Source organism: Nocardiopsis sp. NPDC055879, assembly GCF_053615935.1.
In genome coordinates this window covers 17,523-35,302 of the sequence record NZ_JBSHCT010000034.1, presented here as the reverse complement: position 1 = coordinate 35,302, position 17,780 = coordinate 17,523, and the positions used below count along the sequence as shown (strand labels likewise).

Sequence of the window (17,780 nt, the reverse complement as noted above, 5' to 3'; positions counted from 1 at the left end):
ATGGCCGGTGGGTCCCGCCAGGTCCGAGCGCCCCGCGTCGATGACCGGCACCGGGCGCCGGGGGACGTCTCCCCCGGCCCGGGCTCGGTTCAGTGGACGTCGAGGTCACCGCTCAGGCGACGACGGCCCAGGTAGAGCGGCGGAAACCGCGGCCACCCCACGGCCAGGCGCAACCCGAGGGTGCCGGCGGCGAGCAGGAACAGCAGGGTGGTCGAGGTGACCCCGACCGCGCGTCCGAACACACTCGTGGCCGAGGTCTCCTCGAACGCGAGACCGTCCACGGAATCCATCTCCTGTGGTTCCTCCACCTTCTTGCTCGGTGGTCGTTCACCGAGGTCCTGGTCGTGGTCGCCGGAGGGGGTCGGGCGCGCGGTGTCGGAGGCCCGGCTCACCGTTCCGCCCTCCGTCGGCCGAGGTTCGGGTGTCGGGGACGGGGATGGGGACGGGGGCAGGGACGGGGGCGGGGACTCGGCGACCACCGAGGCGGCGCCGTCCCCCTCCGTCTGCTCCGACTCGTGCGTCGGTTCCGCTTCGGGCTCGGCCTCGGGGACCGCCGGACTCGACTCGGGAACGGCCGATGGTTCGGACGTCGGTTCCGTCGGGGCCGGGGCCGGGGCGGACGGATCGATGTCCTCGCCCGGATCCTCGGATTCGTCCACACGCCCCTCTGCGTCGCCCCCGCCGGAGGCCTCGTCCTCCAGTACGGCGACGCAGTCGGCGAGGGGCCCGAGAAACCCTGTCCCGGCATCGGCGTCGGCATCCGTGTCGGGTGCCTCCGCGTCCACGTCCGGGGATATGGCCCGACTGCTCGGCGACTCGGGGAGATCCGTGGCGGGGGTGGCCGAGGGCACGGACGTGGGGCAGGGGGCGACTCCATCGGTGGGCGGCGGGGGAACACAGAGCAGGAGAGCGCACAGAACAACGGAATGAGCGGTCATTCCACCTCCTCGGTGGAGTCGTGGACGGGGCCGGCTCGGGCGACGGCCCGCAGGGTCATGGGGAACGAGGACGAGGACAGGGCGGCCGTCACCGTGACCGTGTGGACGTCGAGCGCACAGTCGTCGAGGTCCGCGCCGTTGGCGGAGGCGGTCTCGACGGCCACCGCGCAGGCCGACTCCTCCCCCTGATGGGCACGGGCCGCCGCCGCGAGCGCCGCCAGGTCGGCGGCGGCCCCCACCCGTTCGCGGTCCAGGACCAGCCCGGCGCCGGTCAGTACCGCGTAGGTGAGGAACATCAGCACCAGGCACACGGAGACACTCCCCGCGGTGCCGGCACCTACGTCGCCGCCCCTCATGGACCTGGTTCCAGGGGGACCGCGGCGACGCCGTCGATCCCCACGGGTGGGGTGAGGGCGGGTCCGAGCCGGACCCGGGCCCGCACGGTGACGCGGGCCATGTCGTCGTCGGTGGTCAGGTCGATGTGGGCGCCGTTCGGAGCGGCTTCCATCGCGAGGGCCCGGGCCCGTTCCGGTGACTCGCCACGGGCGAGCGCCCTGGCCCCGATCCGTGCCGCGTCGGCGCAGGAGAGCTGGGCGGCGGCCGCCGCGACCGCGCCGAGCGCGATACCGAGCACCAGTAGCAGCGCCGGAAGCACCATGGCCGTCTCCATCGTGGTGGAGCCGCGATCAGCGGTCGGAGCCGAGCGCATCGACGATGGTCGTGGTGAGGGCGGTCTGGACGGTGTCTCCGGTGAGGATGACGTAGAGGAGCCCGGCGAACGCCACCACCGCGAGGGTGCAGATGGCGTATTCGGCCGTGGTCAACCCTCGGTCGTCGAGGCGGACGGGCATGGTCGGGCACGGGTAGGGGAACACGGGACCTCCCTGGTGACGGGACGGATGAGGTTCCGCCCCACTTCCAGGTTGCGCGGTCCCGGTTCGCGATGGAAGCACCGATCCACAGCCTGTGGATAACTCCGCGCGCCACCCGAGGTCCGTCCCGGCGCCATCGCGGGAGTCCCGCGTCCGGCCCTGGTCGGAGATGCCTCCGGTGCCCGGTCAGTCGCCTTCTTCGGTGACCCCGCCGAGGACCTCGTCCAGCAGCCGCAGCGCGCCGGACTTGCTCAACGGCTCATTGCCCGTGCCGCACTTGGGCGACTGGACGCAGGAGGGGCACCCCTGTTCGCACTCGCAGTCCGCGATCACCGCCCGGGTCGCCGTGAGCCACTCTCGGGCGGCGGCGTGGCCGCGTTCGGCGAAGCCGGCACCACCCTCGTAACCGTCGTAGACGAACACCGTCAGACGACCGGTGTCGGGGTGCAGTGAGGTGGAGACGCCTCCGATGTCCCAGCGGTCGCAGGTGGCCAACAGGGGCAGCATGCCGATGGCGGCGTGTTCGGCCGCGTGGGCGGCGCCGAGCAAACCCACGTCCTCCTTGCGCAGCCGGTTCTCACCCTCCTCGGTCAGCGTCCACCAGACCGCACGGGTCTGGAGCGTGCGTTCGGGCATGTCGAGGGGCTGTTCGCCGAGGACCGAACCGGTGCGCACGTCGCGTTTGAGGAACCCCACCACCTGGCGGGCCACCTCGACCTCGCCGAAGTGCACGCTCGCACCACTCGGCCAGGTCTCCTGGCGCAGCACGGAACGGATGGAGATGTCCGTGGTGTCGCGCGCCCACGTGCTGTAGGGCGGCTCGGCGGTGTGCACCAAGGCCACGCCCTCGTCCAGATCGAGGTCGTCGACCAGGTGGGTGATCCCCTGGTGGAGATAGACGGCGCCGGGGTGAACGGTGCCGTGCGCGGCGGCCTCGTCGATCTCCCCGAGCAGTTGGCCGCTGCCCGTGTCGACGATCTGCACGGGTGGACCCCCCGAACCGCGAATATCGGCGAGGTCACTGGCCCTCTCGTTGCTGGTCCAGAACCACCCCCGTGGACGTTTCCTCAGCAGCCCTCGTTCCACGAGTTCATCGAGCCTCTCCCGCGTGCTCTCTCCGAAGAGATCGAAGTCGTCACGCGTGACCGGAAGCTCCTGGGCGGCCGCGCACAGGTGTGGACCAAGGATGTGCGGGTTTTCCGGGTCGAGGACGGTGGCCTCGACCGATCGTCCGAAAATGGCCTCGGGATGGTGGGCCAGGTAGGTGTCGAGGGGATCGTCCCGGGCGATGAACACGGCCAGCGCGTCGTCGCCGCGCCGGCCCGCGCGCCCGGCCTGCTGCCACAGGGAGGCCAGCGTGCCCGGCCATCCGGCGATGAGCACCGCGTCCAACCCGCTGATGTCCACCCCCAGTTCGAGGGCGTTCGTGCTGGCCAGACCCAACAGCTCTCCCGAACGGAGTGCTTCCTCCAGGCTCCGCCGGTCATCGGCCAGGTACCCGCCTCGGTACGCCGCCACCCGTTCGGCCAGGTCGTGTTCGCCCTGCTCGGTGAGCATCCGCCGGGCGGACAACGCCACCACCTCCGCGCCCTGTCGGGAACGCACGAACACCAGGGTCCGCACCCGGTCCCGCACCAGGTCGACCAGCATCTCGGCGGCCTGGGAGGGCGCGGTACGGCGGATCGGCGCGCCCTGCTCACCGGTGAGGTCGGTCATCTCCGGTTCCACCAGGGCCACGGACAGACCCGGTCGCGGTGAGCCGTCCTCGCTGATCGCGGTCACCGGCACACCGGTCAGCCGGGTGGCGCTCTCCGCCGGGGACCCGGAGGTGGCCGAGGCCAGCACGAACACCGGTTCCGAACGGTAGCGGGCGCACACCCTGCGCAGACGCCGCAGGATCTGGGCGACGTGCGACCCGAACACCCCGCGGTACCTGTGCGCCTCGTCGATCACCACGTAGCGGAGCCGCCGCAGGAAGCGGGCCCACGCGCCGTGTCTGGGGAGCATCCCGTGATGCAGCATGTCCGGGTTGGTGAGCACGTACCCGGCGTGTTCGCGTACCCAGGTGCGCTCTTCGGGGGAGGTGTCGCCGTCATATACGGCCGCACGCATGCCTGAAAGCCCCAGGTCCGTAATCCATCGGAGTTGGTCCTGGGCGAGCGCCTTGGTGGGTGAGAGGTAAAGCACCGTTCCACCCGCGTCGATCGCGTCCACGGCGGGCATAAGGAAGGCGAGCGACTTTCCCGAGGCGGTGCCCGTGGCTATGATCACATCGCGGCCCGAACGTGCGAGGTCCGCGGCTGCCGTCTGGTGGGACCACGGGTTCGTGATCCCCCGTTCGGCCAGCCGTTCGACCAGGTGGGGAGCTGTCCACTCCGGCCAGTCCCCGCTCACTCCCGCGTTCCGGGTCACATGCTCGATGTGGGTGACCTGCGGGTACCGGGTGTCGTCACGCCACACTCCGGGGAGCACGGGCTCCGACCGCCTCATCGAGACCCCTCTCAGTGGACACGTTCACAGAGCACACGCCCCTCCGGGCACGGCTCGGGTACCGATGCACATCGGTTTCAGTGTGACATCCGAGGGAAGAGTTGCGCGGGGTCACCGTTTTCCCGCCCCCAGGGCGGGCAGACACTCGGGACACCCGTGGTTGAATGCGTGCTGGTGGGGTAACGCCCGGCAGAGACCATTCGCGAGAATTCGCGGTTCGGCGCTGGAGGACTTGTGGACTTGAAGCTTGATCATTACACCGAGGGCGACACCGAGATCGTCGTCGTTGAGGGTGAGATCGATGTCTATACCGCGCCCCGACTTCGCGAGCTGCTCATCGACCTGGTGAACAAGGGCAACTTCTACCTCGTGGTCAACATGGAGAAGGTGGAGTTCCTGGACTCGACGGGCCTCGGTGTGCTCGTGGGCGGGCTGAAGCGCGTCCGTGCTCACGACGGGACGCTGGACTTGGTGTGCACCCAGGAGCGGATCCTGAAGATCTTCCGGATCACCGGCCTGACCAAGGTGTTCGGCATCCACGACACGGTGCAGGAAGCCATCGACAAGCGCTCCGCGAAGTAGCCCAGAGCGAGCGATGGCAACCATCACGCTCACGATCAGCGCGCTCCCCGCTCACGTGCGTACGGCTCGGCTCATGGCCGCGACCGTCGCACGGCGAGCGGGAATCGCCGCCTCCGCGATCGATGAGATCAGGCTGGCGGTCGGTGAGGCCTGCTCCCGGGCGGTGGCGGCTCACAAGCTGCACTGCCCGACGCAACCGATCCTGCTCCAGCTGATCGACGGGAGCGGAGCTGATCCGGTGTCGGAGCCCCGCACCGACACCACGAGCCGAGCAGCACGCGCCAACGGGAGCGCCACACGACGATTCGAGGTCGTGGTCTCCGATCGAGCCCCCTCCAAGGACTCGGACGAGACCTTCAATCATGTCGAACCCCTACTCGATGGCCTTTTCCTCGATGGCGATGACACCCCTCCGGGGGGCATCTCCGGGTTCTCCCCCGGCCTCGGCCTTGCGGTGATCACCGGTCTCGCGGACGAGGTGAGCATCGAGCCACAGGAACTGGGAACGGTGGTGCGCATGAGCTGGCCTCTGGGCACCGACCAAGCCCAGGATCCGAGCTCGAACTGACGCTGTTCGGCGATCCGGTCTCCAAGGCCGGATCGACCGGACCGTCGAGACGATGACGACGAAGGGGGCGCCTTCCCGGTCGGGAAGGCGCCCCCTTCGTGTTCGCACTCGTCCGGCCGCCTCCCGGCCGCCCTCGTGGTCTCCCGCCCACCGTCGCCCCGGGACCGGCCCGGGGCGGCTTTGTACCGCGCGCTGAGGCCTGCTCAGTCGCAGGTCTGGGACGAGACCTCGGAAGTGGCGGACAACCCTTCCTGGGCGTTCTCCGCGACCTCGTCGGCGGTCAGCACGTATCCGGTCTCCTCCTCGTTGGTGGCGGCCGCGAACACGACCCCGTAGACCGACCCGTCCGGGGCGAGCAACGGGCCACCGGAGTTACCGGGACGCACCACCGCGCGAACCTGGTAGATCTCCCGGCTCACCTGCTGGGAGTGGTAGAAGTCCGATCCCTGCGCGGTCTGCTCGGCCCGGATACGCGCGGGCACCGCGGTGAAGCCACTGTTGCGCGGGAAGCCCGCGACGACCGCGTCGTCGCCCTGGTCCGCCTCGTGGTCGAAGTCCAGCGGGTTCAGGTCCAGGCCGGGAACGTGCAGCACCGCCAGGTCCTGCTGGGCGTCGAACAGCACCAGGGTCGCGGGCAACTGGTGGCCGTCCCTGGTGACCACGCGCATGTCGTCGGTGACACCGGCGACCACGTGCGCGTTGGTCATGATGCGGTCCTCCCCGTAGGCGAACCCGGTCCCCTCCACGCGTCGCTGGCACGAGGGGGCGGTGCCCAGGACCTTGACCACGCTGCGGCTCGACTCGATGAGCTCGGGTGTGGTGAGGACATCCGGGTCCGGCGGCTCCACCTCCGCGAGTTCCCCCGTGCCCAGACCACTGAAGACCTGCGGGAACGCGCTCTGGTCCACCACCCGACGGAAGGTGGAGAAGCCCTGGTGGGCGGCGTCGGGCATGAGCGTGTCCACCGAGTGGAGGATCCGCGAGTCCCTGACCTGCTGTGAGACGTGTGGAAGCGCCGAGTTGGCGACCGTGCTGCCGATGAACCAGGCGACGAGCAGTACGGACAGACCACTGATGAGCGCCCCGCCCAGGGCGTCCACGACGCGCGCCGAATCCCAGGTGACCTTGTTGCGCACCAGGGTGCCCAGGTAGGAGGCGAGGAACTGTCCGAGCGCGGCGGCCAGGAACACCACCGCGATCGCCAGCAACGCCTGCCGCCCCGGATCCTCGATCCAGTTCTGGATCGGCCCGGGTGCGGTCAGGGCGGCGATCACGCCTCCGCCGATGAAACCGACGAAGCTGAACACCCCGACGATGAATCCCTGTCGGTAGCCGGTCACCGCGAACAGCAGCAACAGGACGACCAGAACCGCGTCGAGCACGGTTGTCCTCCAAAAAGGTGAGCGGTTAACCGACCGGACGCAGACCCTGCGGGGTGGCTTCGAACTCGTCTGTGAGACCCCGGACGCGCCACGGAAGTTCCCATCCACCGAGCACGAGAAGCTCGTCGATGATCTTTCCGGTGAAACCCCACACGAGCATGCCGTCGACCCGGAAACCCGGGCCCCACATAGACCCGTCGCCGTAGCGCACCTTGACCCGGTTGGCCGGATCGGCCAGGTCGGCGATGGGGACGCGGGAGACCGCGGCGACCTCGTCGATGTCCGCCGCTCGTACCTCGGAGGGCTCGCGCCACCAGCCGAGCACGGGGGCGACACGGAAGTCGCTGAAGCTCAGGTAGAGCTCGGGTAGTCGGCCCACCACGTCGATCCCGGCCGGGATCGCCCCGGTCTCCTCCTCGGCCTCGCGCAGGGCGGCGGCCTCGGGTGAGGGATCGGTGAGTTCGATCCGGCCACCGGGGAAGGCCGGTTGGCCGGCGTGCCGGCGGAGTCCGGCCTTGCGTTGGATGAGCAGCAGGTCGGGTCCGCGGTCGGTCTCACCGAACAGGATGAGGACCGCCGATTCCCGGCCGCCTCGCGCCGGTGGGCGCATGGGTTCGGGCACCGTCATGGTCCGGGCGGCGTCCGCGAGGTCGGACAGCCAGAGCGGGGTCGAGTTCATGGAGGAACCTGTTCCGGGGTCATCGCACCGTCGTCTTTGGTCCAGGGTGCGGACGTCTCGCGGGACACGTGTCGAGCGAGAGCGTCCGGGCGGTTCATCCGGGTGGTTCCCAACCGGTCATCTGATGGTGGGAGCTTTCGTGTTCCACCACGGTGTCGGGGTCCGCCGGAGCACGTGGTCGGACCCGGCCGAGGCCCGTCTCGGGGGCCGATGTGTGCGCACTCACGTGATCAGGGTACAAACTGCCGTCGAGTGCTTCCCGGGTACCGACCCTCACCCGCGCGATGGATCGGTCTCCGGTCGGTCCCGGGACCGTTGTCGGAACCGTTCTCGGAACCGGCTCAGGCGAACGAACGCATGCGCAACAGCTTCTCGGCGGTCGGCGGATCCGTGGGCCCCTCACCGAAGGACGGGCACCAGTGCGCCACCACGCAGGCTCCGCAGGCCGGGCGGCGCGCGTGGCAGACCCGTCGGCCGTGCCAGACCACTCGGTGGGACAGCATCGTCCAGTCCTTGCGCGGGAAGAGCTCACCGATCGCGTGCTCGACCTTGACCGGGTCCTCCTCCTCGGTCCACCCGAATCGTCGGACGAGTCGTCCGAAATGGGTGTCGACCGTGATACCCGGCACATCGAAGGCGTTACCGAGCAGTACGTTTGCGGTTTTTCGTCCCACACCGGGTAGTTTGACCAGGTCTGTGAGGTTTCCCGGAACCTCACCGCCGTGCCGTTCGCACAAGGCCTGACCCAAACCGATCAGGCTGTTGGCCTTGGCCCGGAAGAACCCCGTGGAACGGATCATCTCCTCCAGCTCCTCACGCCCGGCCGAAGCGTAGGCCTCGGCGTCGGGATAGCGCGCGAAGAGCGCCGGAGTGACCTGGTTGACCCTCTTGTCGGTGCACTGCGCCGACAGGATCGTCGCGACCAGAAGCTCCAGAGGAGTGGTGAAGTTCAGTTCGGCGTGGGCGTCCGGATAGAGCTCGGAGAGCTCCCGGTACATCTTCCGTGCGCGTCGGACCAGCGCCAACCGGCTCTCACCGGTGGGTGTGGGCTCCTCCGCGAGTGCGTCAGGGGTGTCACGAGGCATCGTCACAGGGTAGGCGTCCTTCCGCGAGGGTAGGCCCCGAGCGCCGGCACAGACGACGCGTCGGCGTTTCGGCCGGTGATCGGGAATTTGTGACCAATGTCCCGGTCATGCGGCGCGGATCGCCTTGAGACAGGCGGATGGCGACTAGGATCGTACGGGCTGACGTCGGCTGTTGTGGGCGCGTTGTCTCCCGGCGGACAAGCCGAGGTAACGACCTGGTTTCCCACCGGGTTGCGATATACGTCACACTGTTGACGGTCAGGTTTTAGGAGGACGTGTGGACGAGATCAACGAGGTGCTCCGGAAGGCTCCTCTGTTCGAGGCGTTGGACGAGGAGGACACGGCCGCGCTCCGCTCCTCGGTGAACGAGGTGCGTCTCGGCCGCGGCCAGACCCTGTTCAACGAGGGTGACGAGGGCGACCGCCTGTACGTCATCCTCAGCGGGAAGGTGAAGCTGACCCGCACGGCCGTCGACGGCCGCGAGAACCTGCTGGGCGTGCTCGGTCCCAGCGAGATGTTCGGTGAGCTCTCACTGTTCGACCCGCGCCCGCGCACCGCGAGCGCCGTGGCCGTCACCGACTCCGTGCTCGCCGGGCTCGGCCACGACGACCTGCGGCCGTTCCTGTCCAGCCGCCCGCAGGTGGGTCTGCAGCTGCTGAAGTCGCTGGCCGCCCGGCTGCGCCGCACCAACGACGTGATGGCCGACCTGGTCTTCACCGACGTGCCCGGCCGCGTGGCCAAGGCCCTGCTCGAACTCGCCGACAAGTTCGGCAAGGAGGGCGACGACGGCCTGCACGTCCACCACGACCTCACCCAGGAGGAGCTCGCCCAGCTGGTCGGCGCCTCCCGTGAGACGGTCAACAAGGCACTCGCCGAGTTCGCCCTGCGCGGCTGGCTGCGGATCGAGGCCAAGGCCGTGGTGCTGCTCGACGTCGAGCGGATGCGCCGCCGTGCCCGTTAGGGCGTGTTCCCGATGACGCTGTGCGGCCGTCGCCCTTCGGGGTGACGGCCGCAGCGCTTTTCGGGGGTATCGGTGTTCGGGGGGACGGTGATCGCGGCACACCATGGCGTGCGGGTGTCCGGGACACGGGCCCGGGTCAGTTCTCGACTTCCTCGGGGAGTTCGCCCTTGACCGCCAGGTAGCGCAGTTGCGCCCGCACCGAGGAGGCCGCGGCCGGACGGATGCTCTCCACGACGTCCGGGTAGACCCTGTCGATGATCTCCTCCACCTTGGTGGACCCGGCCCGCACCGCGCCACGGATCTGTTCCAGGCGCGACTCGCGGTGATCGATGTAGGAGTCGATGACCGACAGTGGGGAGGTCAGGATCGGCCCGTGCCCCGGCAACAGCGTCCGAACCTGGTATTCCCTGACCAGGTCGCGCAGGCGGTACATCGATTCCATGTAGGGGGCCAGGCCATCGTCCCCGTCGATCACGGTGGTCCCGTGCCCCAGGATCGTGTCGCCGGTGAGGATCGCGCTGTCCGACTCCAGCAGGAAGCAGACCGAGTCGTCGGTGTGCCCGGGGGTGGCGATGACCCGGAGTTCCAGACCGTCGGCGCTGATCACCTGACCGTCCTCCAACCCGGACCCGCCCAAGCGCGTCTTCGGGTCGACCGCGTGCACGGGAGCACCGGTCAGCTCGGCGAAGTACCGCGATCCCTCGGTGTGGTCGAAGTGCCGGTGGGTCAGCAGGGTCATCTGCACCTGGGCGCCCTGTTCCTGCACCGTCCGCGCCACCCGTTCCAGGTGCCGCTCGTCGTGCGGGCCGGGGTCGACGACCACGACCCCCCGTGCTCCCGGTTCACGCAGGATCCAGGTGTTGGTCCCCTCCAGGGTCATCGGGCCAGGGTTGGGGCACAGCACGCAACCGGCGCGCAGCGTCCCGGAACCATCGATCCTCATCGCACCTCGCTTCGCTCGCAGGAACCGGACCGGTCTGAAGGACGACCAAGGGACCATGGTGGGATACCTATCCGCGACCGGGCGCCCCCTACCGTCGAACGGCTCCACCGTGTCCGTCACACCGCCGGAGGTCCCCACGGTGTCGGTCTCGGGGCGCCGTGCTCTCAGGTCCTCGTGTTCGGTTTCGGCAACGGGAAGTCCGTGCCGTCCGGAGCGACCACACGGAGATGTCCGTCCATCTCCCGCACCTCCGGTTCGAGGGGAACGATATCCCGTTGGGCGTCTCGTACACCCTCAAGGGTCCGACGGTCCGCCAGCTCCGCGCAAGCGATGACGGTGGGCGGCAGCATCGGCATACGACCCGCGTCCCATTCCGGGGCCACCACCGCGGGGTCGACCCACTGGGTGTGGTCTGCCTCTCCGCCCACGTCACGGGGCCGCTGGCCCGGGGGCAGTTCGGCGGTGAAGAACCAGGTGTCGTAACGGCGCGGTTCCCGCGCGGGCGTGATCCACCTCGACCAGGCGCGCAGCCACTCCGAGCGCAGCACCAGGCCGCGCCGGGACAGCACCTCGGTGAACGAACGTGAGCGGTCGATGAGGCCGAGCCGGTCCCGTTCCCAGTCCTCGGTGTCGGTGTCCAGGGTGATGGCCGTGTCGCTCGCGCGCTCCGGTTCACTGGCCAACAGCACGCCGGTCTCCTCGAAGGTCTCGCGGACCGCGGCGCAGACGAGGGCCCGGGCCATGGGCACGTCGACGCCGAGGATCTTCGACCATTCCTCGGGGGCCGGGCCCGTCCACGGCAGGTCACCGTCGGCGTCGCGCTCGTCGACCCTTCCTCCCGGGAACACATAGGCGCCCGGGGCGAAGCCCATGGAGGGAACCCTGCGCATCAGCAGGACCTCCATGGGCCGCTCTCCCGAGGCGCCCGCGGCATCCGTCACCGGACGCAGCAGCATCACGGTGGCGGCGGGACGAGGCCTGACCACATCCTCGTTCTCGGTCATCGGAGCACTCCTGTCGTTCGCAAAAGCCACACCGTGCCCGCGCACCCACCGGGAGCCGTCGAGACGTCCTCGGGTCGGTCAGCGGACCTCGACGATCATGTCAACCTCGACCGGGGAGTCCAACGGCAGGGCCGCCACTCCGACGGCCGCGCGAGCGTGCACACCGGCTTCGCCGAAGACCTGGCCGAGCAGATCGCTGGCCCCGTTGATCACACCGGGGTGACCGGTGAAGTCGGGTGCGCTGGCGACGAAACCGCCGACCTTCACGACCCGCACGACCTTGGACAGGTCGCCGATCTCCGCGCGCACCGCGGCGATGCCGTTGAGCACGCACACGGCGGCCAGGTCCTGCGCGGTCCGAGCGTCGACCTCGGCGCCGACCTTGCCGGTGGCGGGCAACTTCCCGTCCACGAAGGGGAGCTGACCGGAGACGTACACGTGGTCACCGCTGCGGACGGTGGGCGTGTACGAGGCGACCGGAGGCACCACCTCGGGCAAGGTGAGCCCCAGCTCGGCGATCCGCTCTTCGGGGGTGGCCATCGCTACTTCGCCCGCTTCATGTAAGCGACGTACTGCTGATTGCGCGGGTCGGCGCCCTCGGGCAGCGGCGCGGGAACGACGCTGACGAGCTCCCATCCGTCATCGCCCCAACCGTCGAGGATCTGCTTGGTGGCGTGCGACAGCAGCGCGACGCTCTGGTACTCCCACTTGGTCATCTGGTCTCTACCCCTCTCGGTGACCGGCGGCCCGAAGGGCCGCACCTCAACGCCGCCACCTTACTCACCCCGGCCCGTCGGGCGGACCAGGTGAACCGCCCACCCGCCGCCCATCCCCGAAGAGGGGGCCCGCATAGACTCCGTGGGGTGAACGAACGTGAACACGGACCGCGTGGCGGTGGCCCAGGGGAAGCGTTCGCCGGCGCCCGGTTGCACATCGTGACGGGTAAGGGCGGCACCGGTAAGACGACGGCGGCGACCGCGTTGGCGTTGGCCCTGGCGACCGGCGGTGGTCGGGTGCTGCTGGTGGAGGTGGAGGGCCGGCAGGGGGTGGCCTCCCTGCTCGGGAGCGCGCCCCTCCCCTACGAGGAACACGTGATGCTGTCCGCGCCCGGCGGTGGTTCGGTCTCGGTGTTGGCGGCGGACGCGGAGGCGGCGCTGCTGGAGTACCTGGAGATGTTCTACGGGATGCGCCGGGCGGGTCAGGCCCTCACGAAACTGGGCGCGGTGGACTTCGCGACCACGATCGCCCCCGGGCTGCGGGACGTGTTGCTGACCGGGAAGGCCACCGAGGCGGTCCGGCGCCGTGAGGGCGGACGTCGTTCCTCCGGCGGCCCGCACCGGTACGACGCGGTGGTCATGGACGCACCGCCCACGGGGCGCATCGGCCGGTTCCTGAACGTGAACTCCGAGGTGGCGGGGCTCGCCAGGGTGGGACCGATCCACAAACACGCCGAACGCGCCATGTCGGTGATCCGTTCGGAGCGGACCAGGGTGCACTTCGTGACCCTGTTGGAGGAGATGCCCGCCCAGGAGACCCGGGACGGGATCGCCGAGATCGAGGCGCTGGGGCTGCGGCCGGGCGCCGTCCTGGTGAACATGGTCGGCCCGAGGTTGCTGGGAGAGGTCGAACTGGCCGCCGCAGCCGTCGAAGGGCCGGACGAGGCGACGCTCACCGACGGGATGGAGGTCGCGGGGTTGGCCGACCCGACGGGTCTGGCCGCCGACCTCGCCGGGGAGGTTCGGTCCTACGCGCTTCGGCACCTGCTGGAACTGCGGGTACGGGGCGAGCTGGAGGACGTCGGGCGCCCCTTGGTGGAACTGCCCCGGTTGGAGGGCGGCATGGACCGGGCGGCGCTGGTCGGGCTGGCCCGGCGGCTGAGTGAGCAGGGGGTGCGCAGGTGACCGGTGGAACGCGGAGTCCCGACCCGAAGCGGATGGACGTGGACGCGCTGCTCGACGATCCCGGAACGAAGATCGTGGTGTGTTGCGGTGCCGGTGGCGTCGGCAAGACCACCACGGCCGCGGCGCTGGCTCTGCGCGCGGCCGAACGGGGTCGGCGCACGGTGGTGATCACCGTGGACCCGGCCCGGCGCCTGGCCCAGTCCATGGGGTTGGAGGAGCTGGACAACACCCCACGTCCGGTTCCGTTGCCGAGGCCCGTCACGGCCGGCCGCGGTTCCCGGGACGGCCGGGCCGCGCAGGTCTCCGGGAACGGGCAGGGCGAGCAGGTAGGGCAGGGCAGCCTGCACGCGATGATGCTCGACATGAAGCGGACCTTCGACGAGGTCGTGCGAGAGCACGCCGACCCGGAACGGGCCCGCCAGATCCTGGCCAACCCCTTCTACCAGACCCTCTCCACGAGCTTCTCCGGCACGCAGGAGTACATGGCGATGGAGAAGCTGGGCCAACTGCGCCAGTCCGGCGAGTGGGACCTGATCGTCGTGGACACCCCGCCGAGCCGCTCGGCCCTGGACTTTCTGGACGCGCCCAAGCGTCTCGGTCGATTCCTGGACGGCAGGCTCATCCGCTTCCTCAGTCCGGCCGGTTCGGGCGCCTTCCGGTTGTTGGGCGCGGGGATGAACATGGTGGGCTCGGTGGTGGGCAAGATCGTGGGCGCCCAGTTCCTGAACGACCTGAGATCCTTCGTCGCCGCCTTCGACACGGTGTTCGGCGGGTTCCAGGAGCGCGCCGAACGCACCTACCGGCTGCTGCGCACCCCGGGGACCGCTTTCGTGGTGGTCGCCGTGCCCGACTCCGACTCCATGCGCGAGGCCTCCTTCTTCGTGAAGCGACTCGCCGAGGACGCGATGCCCTTGGCGGGGTTGGTCGTGAATCGCACCCACCCACTTCCCACGGGCCCTGGAGCCGACCTGAGCGCGGAACGGGCCTCGACGGCGGCCGACATCCTGGCGGACACGAATCCGTTGGCCGTGGCGGCGTTGCGGTTGCACGCCGAACGTGTACGCAAGCGCGAGCGGGAACTATGGCTGTGCGAACGGATGACGTCCACGCATCCCGGCATCCGGGTGACGGAGGTGGCCGCCCGCCCGGAGGACGTGCACGACCTGGCGGGGCTGAGGGAGATCGGATCGGCTCTGGCGGGGGACGAACGTTAGGGGCCTCAGGCGCTCTGTCGTGTCCTCGCGTAGTGGGCCAGGTCGCCGGCGCCCTCACGGCGGGCGCCCTCCAGCAACGGCCCCCAGTCACCGACACCGGGATGTTTTCGAAGTAGGGAACGGCGTTCTCGTTCGGTCATTCCGCCCCAGACCCCGAACTCGATCCGGTTGTCGAGGGCATCCGCCAAGCACTCGGTGCGCACGGGACAGCCCTGGCAGATGGCCTTCACCTGGTTCTGCGCCGCTCCCGGCACGAACAACGTGTCAGGATCGATTCGTCGGCACAGAGCCCGCGTCGTCCATTGATCGGTCCACATGTGGCCCACTTCCCAGACGTGTGATGGGTCTCGTGGTCACGGGTGGTCGATGTGCTCTGGTTGAGTGGAGGGGAGCACGGTGGCCTCCCGTCACCGGACGGGGTGGGTGGCATCCTCGATGGCACCACACCCCCACATCTCGAAAGTACGGTTCGGACCGCCGCGCCAACAGAACCCGGTCGACCCACATTCCATCTCATGGATATGGCCCGAGCGGGCCATTGCGTGACCGGTCGACCACTCTCCCGGAACCACGGCGGAGGGGCTCGTCGGCCGAACCGAACCGGGATCGTTCAGCGATAACCGTGAAAAGATGGTCGTGGGGCACGGCTCGTGCGACGGCAAGGTCGATTCCGCATGAACAAGCGGCGTTCGACACCGGTTGCACCGCTTTATCGCGTTCGCGGTCACTTAGTCTGATGGGGTGGGTCAGGGGACATTGCTTCAAAGAATCAGCCAACTGATGGTCGTCGGCGTGATCGCCGGTCTACTCGTCGCCGCCTTGGCTCTGCCGGCGGTCGGGGGCATGGGGATCACTGCCAGGAACGTCGCCAGCGGCTTTCTCGACATGCCCAGCCAACTGGAGACCCCTCCGCCTCCACAACGCTCGACGATCTATGACGCCGATGGCGGCGTCATAGCGGAGATCTTCGACCAGAATCGTGAACTGGTCGACATCGAGGACATCTCCCCGAACATGACCGACGCGATCATGGCGATCGAGGACTCCCGCTTCTACGAGCACGGTGGCCTGGACGTGTCCGGCACCTTGCGCGCGGCCATCCGCACGATGGGCGGCAACACCGAGGGTGCTTCCTCGATCACACAACAGTACGTCAAGAACGTGCAGATCGAGGCGGCCACCTCCCAGGAGGAACTGGACCACGCCCGCGAGGAGACGATCGCCCGCAAGATCCGGGAGCTGCGCTACGCGGTCGCCCTGGAACAGCGGATGACCAAGGACGAGATCCTTGAGGGCTACCTCAACATCGCCTACTTCAGCGACGGCGCCTACGGTGTCGAGTCCGCCGCCCAGCACTTCTTCCAGGTGTCCGCGGCCGATCTCGAACTGCACCAGGCCGCGACCATCGCCGGTCTGGTCCGCTACCCCTACCTGTACAACCCCCGCTTCTTCCCCGAACAGACCGAGGAGAGACGCAACGTCGTCCTCGACCGCATGGTCGCCACGGGTTCCATCACCGAGGCGGAGGCCGACGAGGCCAAGGAGGAGAAGCTCGAACTGGAACTGGACACCCCGCCCAACGGGTGCGTGCCCAGTGACCAGCCCTTCTTCTGCGACTACGTGGTGCAGGAGATCGAGCAGGACGAGCGGTTCGGCCCCAACGAGACCGAGCGCGCCCGCTGGCTGCGCACCGCGGGCCTGGAGATCCACACGACCCTGGACCCGCAGACCCAAGAGGCCGGCCAGGCCGCCGTGGACAAGTGGGTGCCTCGTGAGAACGAGTCCCGCAAGGTGGCGGCGCAGGCCGTGGTCGAGCCCGGGACCGGCCACATCCTCGGCATGATGCAGAGCCGCAACTACGGACCGGACGAGAGCCAACTCGGCGAGACGTCCATCAACTTCGCCACCGACTCCGACCGAGGCGGCAGCAGCGGCTTCCAGGCCGGTTCGACCTTCAAGGCGTTCACCCTGGCCGCGGCCCTCGAACAGGGCCTGCCGTTCAGCACCTCGTTCAACTCACCGAGTTCCACCACGGTGAGCGGGCAGACCGCCTGCAACGGCGGACGCCTGGAGAGCTGGTCGTTGAGCAACGCGGGTGACAGCAACGCCGGCAACCACAACATGATCTCCGGCACCAAGGCCTCGTCCAACACCTTCTTCGCGCAGCTGCAGGCGCGGGCCGGGCTGTGCAACACCATGGAGATGGCCGAGAAACTGGGGCTGCAACGCGCCGACGGCACCCTGTTCACGGAGAACGCCAACTCGCTCGCCAACAGCAGCTTCACCCTGGGCAGCGAAGAGGTCTCCCCGCTGCGGGTGGCCAACGCCTACGCCACCTTCGCCGCCGGTGGCCAGTACTGCGAGCCGCAGGCCATCACCAAGATCGAGGACAACCAGTCCGGCACCACGATCGACATCGAGCCCGAGTGCGAGCAGGCCATCGAAGAGGACGTCGCGGACGGCACCAGCTACCTGCTGACGCAGCCCTTCAACGGCGGTACCGCGGCCAGCCTCGGCATCGGTCGACCCGCCGCGGGCAAGACCGGCACCACCGACGGTTCGGCGGCGGCCTGGTTCGCCGGGTTCACCCCGCAGATGGCGAGCACCGTGTTCGTCGGCGACCCGCGCGGCCCGCAGCAGTACCCGCTGCGCAACGTCACCATCGGCGACCGGCACTTCGGGACGGTGTACGGGGCCACGATCCCCGGGCCCATCTGGCAGGAGACCATGCGCGGCGCCCACGAGGGTCTGGAGGTCGAACAGCTGGCGTCGGCGCCCGGCCGATTCGGCTCCACCTCCGAGCCGCGTTCGTCCAACGACGATGACGATGACGCCGACGAAGAGGCCAGTCCGGCCAGCGACGACGGCGGCGTGCCCGACGTGGTCGGCATGCCGGAGTCCGCGGCGGTGTCCGCGCTGGAGGAGGCCGGCTACTCCGTGAACGTGTCGGGGACCGTGCTGCGTTCCTCCGAGTCGGAGGGTTCGGTGGCCGCGGTGAACCCGGACCCCGGCAGCCGCCTGCCGGAGGGGGCCACGGTCAACGTCTTCCTCAGTGACGGCACCGGCCGGGAGAGCGCCGGAGGTCCTTCCGGGGACACCGACTGGCACCCGGTCCTACCGGCCGGCCCGGTGAACAACGGCCGGAGCGAACAGGACTGACC

Annotated in this window: 19 protein-coding genes; 6 read left to right on the top strand and 13 right to left on the bottom strand. The window is 69.3% G+C overall.

From position 1 onward, the window contains the following. Window positions 1-89: 89 nt before the first annotated feature. The 5 genes from ACWGKS_RS27500 to ACWGKS_RS27480 all read right to left on the bottom strand — a co-directional run bounded on the left by ACWGKS_RS27500 (window position 90) and on the right by ACWGKS_RS27480 (window position 4,300). Window positions 90-938, bottom strand: coding sequence for a hypothetical protein (locus tag ACWGKS_RS27500; protein ID WP_452524612.1), 849 nt, complete (start codon window positions 936-938; stop codon window positions 90-92). Continuing rightward, window positions 935-1,294 carry an Rv3654c family TadE-like protein gene (locus ACWGKS_RS27495; RefSeq protein WP_452524610.1) on the bottom strand — a complete coding sequence of 120 codons (360 nt, stop codon included), beginning with the start codon at window positions 1,292-1,294 and terminating at the stop codon, window positions 935-937. The genes ACWGKS_RS27500 and ACWGKS_RS27495 overlap by 4 nt, the downstream gene beginning before the upstream one ends. Next, on the bottom strand, window positions 1,291-1,647 hold the full coding sequence (locus ACWGKS_RS27490; RefSeq protein ID WP_452524608.1) for a TadE family type IV pilus minor pilin: 357 nt from the start codon (window positions 1,645-1,647) through the stop codon (window positions 1,291-1,293). Before ACWGKS_RS27490 ends, ACWGKS_RS27495 begins: the two co-directional genes overlap by 4 nt. Continuing rightward, complete coding sequence (locus ACWGKS_RS27485) at window positions 1,625-1,813, bottom strand: DUF4244 domain-containing protein (RefSeq protein ID WP_358511063.1); 189 nt, start codon at window positions 1,811-1,813, stop codon at window positions 1,625-1,627. The genes ACWGKS_RS27490 and ACWGKS_RS27485 overlap by 23 nt, the downstream gene beginning before the upstream one ends. Before the next feature lie 183 nt (window positions 1,814-1,996). Continuing rightward, the gene (locus ACWGKS_RS27480) at window positions 1,997-4,300 is read right to left on the bottom strand and encodes a DEAD/DEAH box helicase (RefSeq protein WP_358511066.1); all 2,304 of its coding nucleotides are present in this window, start codon (window positions 4,298-4,300) and stop codon (window positions 1,997-1,999) included. 234 nt (window positions 4,301-4,534) lie between these two features. On the opposite strand from ACWGKS_RS27480, the gene ACWGKS_RS27475 reads away from it, so the two are divergent. After that, window positions 4,535-4,882: an STAS domain-containing protein gene (locus ACWGKS_RS27475; RefSeq protein ID WP_067603943.1), complete on the top strand. Its 348-nt coding sequence runs from the start codon at window positions 4,535-4,537 to the stop codon at window positions 4,880-4,882. Window positions 4,883-4,895: 13 nt separating this feature from the next. After that, complete coding sequence (locus tag ACWGKS_RS27470; RefSeq protein WP_358511069.1) at window positions 4,896-5,450, top strand: ATP-binding protein; 555 nt, start codon at window positions 4,896-4,898, stop codon at window positions 5,448-5,450. Between the two features lie 203 nt (window positions 5,451-5,653). Here ACWGKS_RS27470 and ACWGKS_RS27465 read toward each other — a convergent pair whose 3' ends face one another. The 3 genes from ACWGKS_RS27465 to nth form a co-directional block, all read right to left on the bottom strand. Beyond that, a complete protein-coding gene (locus ACWGKS_RS27465) occupies window positions 5,654-6,832 on the bottom strand; it encodes a MarP family serine protease (RefSeq protein ID WP_358511072.1) in 1,179 nt (392 codons plus the stop codon). Window positions 6,833-6,857: 25 nt separating this feature from the next. Beyond that, complete coding sequence (locus tag ACWGKS_RS27460) at window positions 6,858-7,511, bottom strand: NUDIX hydrolase (RefSeq protein ID WP_358511075.1); 654 nt, start codon at window positions 7,509-7,511, stop codon at window positions 6,858-6,860. 341 nt (window positions 7,512-7,852) lie between these two features. Continuing rightward, window positions 7,853-8,596, bottom strand: a complete 744-nt coding sequence (gene nth, locus ACWGKS_RS27455) for an endonuclease III (protein ID WP_190318453.1) — start codon at window positions 8,594-8,596, stop codon at window positions 7,853-7,855. A gap of 277 nt (window positions 8,597-8,873) precedes the next feature. Between nth and ACWGKS_RS27450 the strand changes: the two genes are divergently transcribed. Further along, entirely contained in the window at window positions 8,874-9,557 is a 684-nt protein-coding gene (locus ACWGKS_RS27450; protein ID WP_014908639.1) for a Crp/Fnr family transcriptional regulator, read from the top strand. Between the two features lie 136 nt (window positions 9,558-9,693). Here ACWGKS_RS27450 and ACWGKS_RS27445 read toward each other — a convergent pair whose 3' ends face one another. The 4 genes from ACWGKS_RS27445 to ACWGKS_RS27430 all read right to left on the bottom strand — a co-directional run bounded on the left by ACWGKS_RS27445 (window position 9,694) and on the right by ACWGKS_RS27430 (window position 12,220). Then, entirely contained in the window at window positions 9,694-10,500 is an 807-nt protein-coding gene (locus ACWGKS_RS27445) for an MBL fold metallo-hydrolase (protein WP_358511078.1), read from the bottom strand. A gap of 164 nt (window positions 10,501-10,664) precedes the next feature. After that, a complete protein-coding gene (locus ACWGKS_RS27440; RefSeq protein ID WP_358511081.1) occupies window positions 10,665-11,504 on the bottom strand; it encodes an NUDIX hydrolase in 840 nt (279 codons plus the stop codon). 78 nt (window positions 11,505-11,582) lie between these two features. Next, a complete protein-coding gene (locus ACWGKS_RS27435) occupies window positions 11,583-12,044 on the bottom strand; it encodes a RidA family protein (RefSeq protein ID WP_358511084.1) in 462 nt (153 codons plus the stop codon). A gap of 2 nt (window positions 12,045-12,046) precedes the next feature. After that, complete coding sequence (locus ACWGKS_RS27430; RefSeq protein ID WP_157091022.1) at window positions 12,047-12,220, bottom strand: DUF4177 domain-containing protein; 174 nt, start codon at window positions 12,218-12,220, stop codon at window positions 12,047-12,049. A 147-nt stretch (window positions 12,221-12,367) separates the two neighbouring features. On the opposite strand from ACWGKS_RS27430, the gene ACWGKS_RS27425 reads away from it, so the two are divergent. Both ACWGKS_RS27425 and ACWGKS_RS27420 read left to right on the top strand, forming a co-directional pair. Continuing rightward, on the top strand, window positions 12,368-13,405 hold the full coding sequence (locus ACWGKS_RS27425) for an ArsA-related P-loop ATPase (RefSeq protein ID WP_358511087.1): 1,038 nt from the start codon (window positions 12,368-12,370) through the stop codon (window positions 13,403-13,405). Between the two features lie 32 nt (window positions 13,406-13,437). Then, on the top strand, window positions 13,438-14,619 hold the full coding sequence (locus ACWGKS_RS27420) for an ArsA family ATPase (protein WP_358511187.1): 1,182 nt from the start codon (window positions 13,438-13,440) through the stop codon (window positions 14,617-14,619). 5 nt (window positions 14,620-14,624) lie between these two features. Here the strand turns inward: ACWGKS_RS27420 and ACWGKS_RS27415 are convergent, their stop codons facing one another. Further along, window positions 14,625-14,936: a WhiB family transcriptional regulator gene (locus ACWGKS_RS27415; RefSeq protein ID WP_358511090.1), complete on the bottom strand. Its 312-nt coding sequence runs from the start codon at window positions 14,934-14,936 to the stop codon at window positions 14,625-14,627. A gap of 439 nt (window positions 14,937-15,375) precedes the next feature. Here ACWGKS_RS27415 and ACWGKS_RS27410 point away from each other — a divergent pair, with 439 nt between their 5' ends. Then, a complete protein-coding gene (locus tag ACWGKS_RS27410; RefSeq protein ID WP_358511190.1) occupies window positions 15,376-17,778 on the top strand; it encodes a penicillin-binding protein in 2,403 nt (800 codons plus the stop codon). Window positions 17,779-17,780 lie beyond the last annotated feature (2 nt).

Bases quoted from the DNA above. Each gene is read 5' to 3' on its own strand.
- ACWGKS_RS27500 (WP_452524612.1), bottom strand. From the start codon at position 938: ATGACCGCTCATTCCGTTGTTCTGTGCGCTCTCCTGCTCTGTGTTCCC.
- ACWGKS_RS27495 (WP_452524610.1), bottom strand. From the start codon at position 1,294: ATGAGGGGCGGCGACGTAGGTGCCGGCACCGCGGGGAGTGTCTCCGTG.
- ACWGKS_RS27490 (WP_452524608.1), bottom strand. From the start codon at position 1,647: ATGCGCTCGGCTCCGACCGCTGATCGCGGCTCCACCACGATGGAGACG.
- ACWGKS_RS27480 (WP_358511066.1), bottom strand. From the start codon at position 4,300: ATGAGGCGGTCGGAGCCCGTGCTCCCCGGAGTGTGGCGTGACGACACC.
- ACWGKS_RS27470 (WP_358511069.1), top strand. From the start codon at position 4,896: ATGGCAACCATCACGCTCACGATCAGCGCGCTCCCCGCTCACGTGCGT.
- ACWGKS_RS27460 (WP_358511075.1), bottom strand. From the start codon at position 7,511: ATGAACTCGACCCCGCTCTGGCTGTCCGACCTCGCGGACGCCGCCCGG.
- nth (WP_190318453.1), bottom strand. From the start codon at position 8,596: ATGCCTCGTGACACCCCTGACGCACTCGCGGAGGAGCCCACACCCACC.
- ACWGKS_RS27445 (WP_358511078.1), bottom strand. From the start codon at position 10,500: ATGAGGATCGATGGTTCCGGGACGCTGCGCGCCGGTTGCGTGCTGTGC.
- ACWGKS_RS27440 (WP_358511081.1), bottom strand. From the start codon at position 11,504: ATGACCGAGAACGAGGATGTGGTCAGGCCTCGTCCCGCCGCCACCGTG.
- ACWGKS_RS27435 (WP_358511084.1), bottom strand. From the start codon at position 12,044: ATGGCCACCCCCGAAGAGCGGATCGCCGAGCTGGGGCTCACCTTGCCC.
- ACWGKS_RS27430 (WP_157091022.1), bottom strand. From the start codon at position 12,220: ATGACCAAGTGGGAGTACCAGAGCGTCGCGCTGCTGTCGCACGCCACC.
- ACWGKS_RS27420 (WP_358511187.1), top strand. From the start codon at position 13,438: ATGGACGTGGACGCGCTGCTCGACGATCCCGGAACGAAGATCGTGGTG.
- ACWGKS_RS27415 (WP_358511090.1), bottom strand. From the start codon at position 14,936: ATGTGGACCGATCAATGGACGACGCGGGCTCTGTGCCGACGAATCGAT.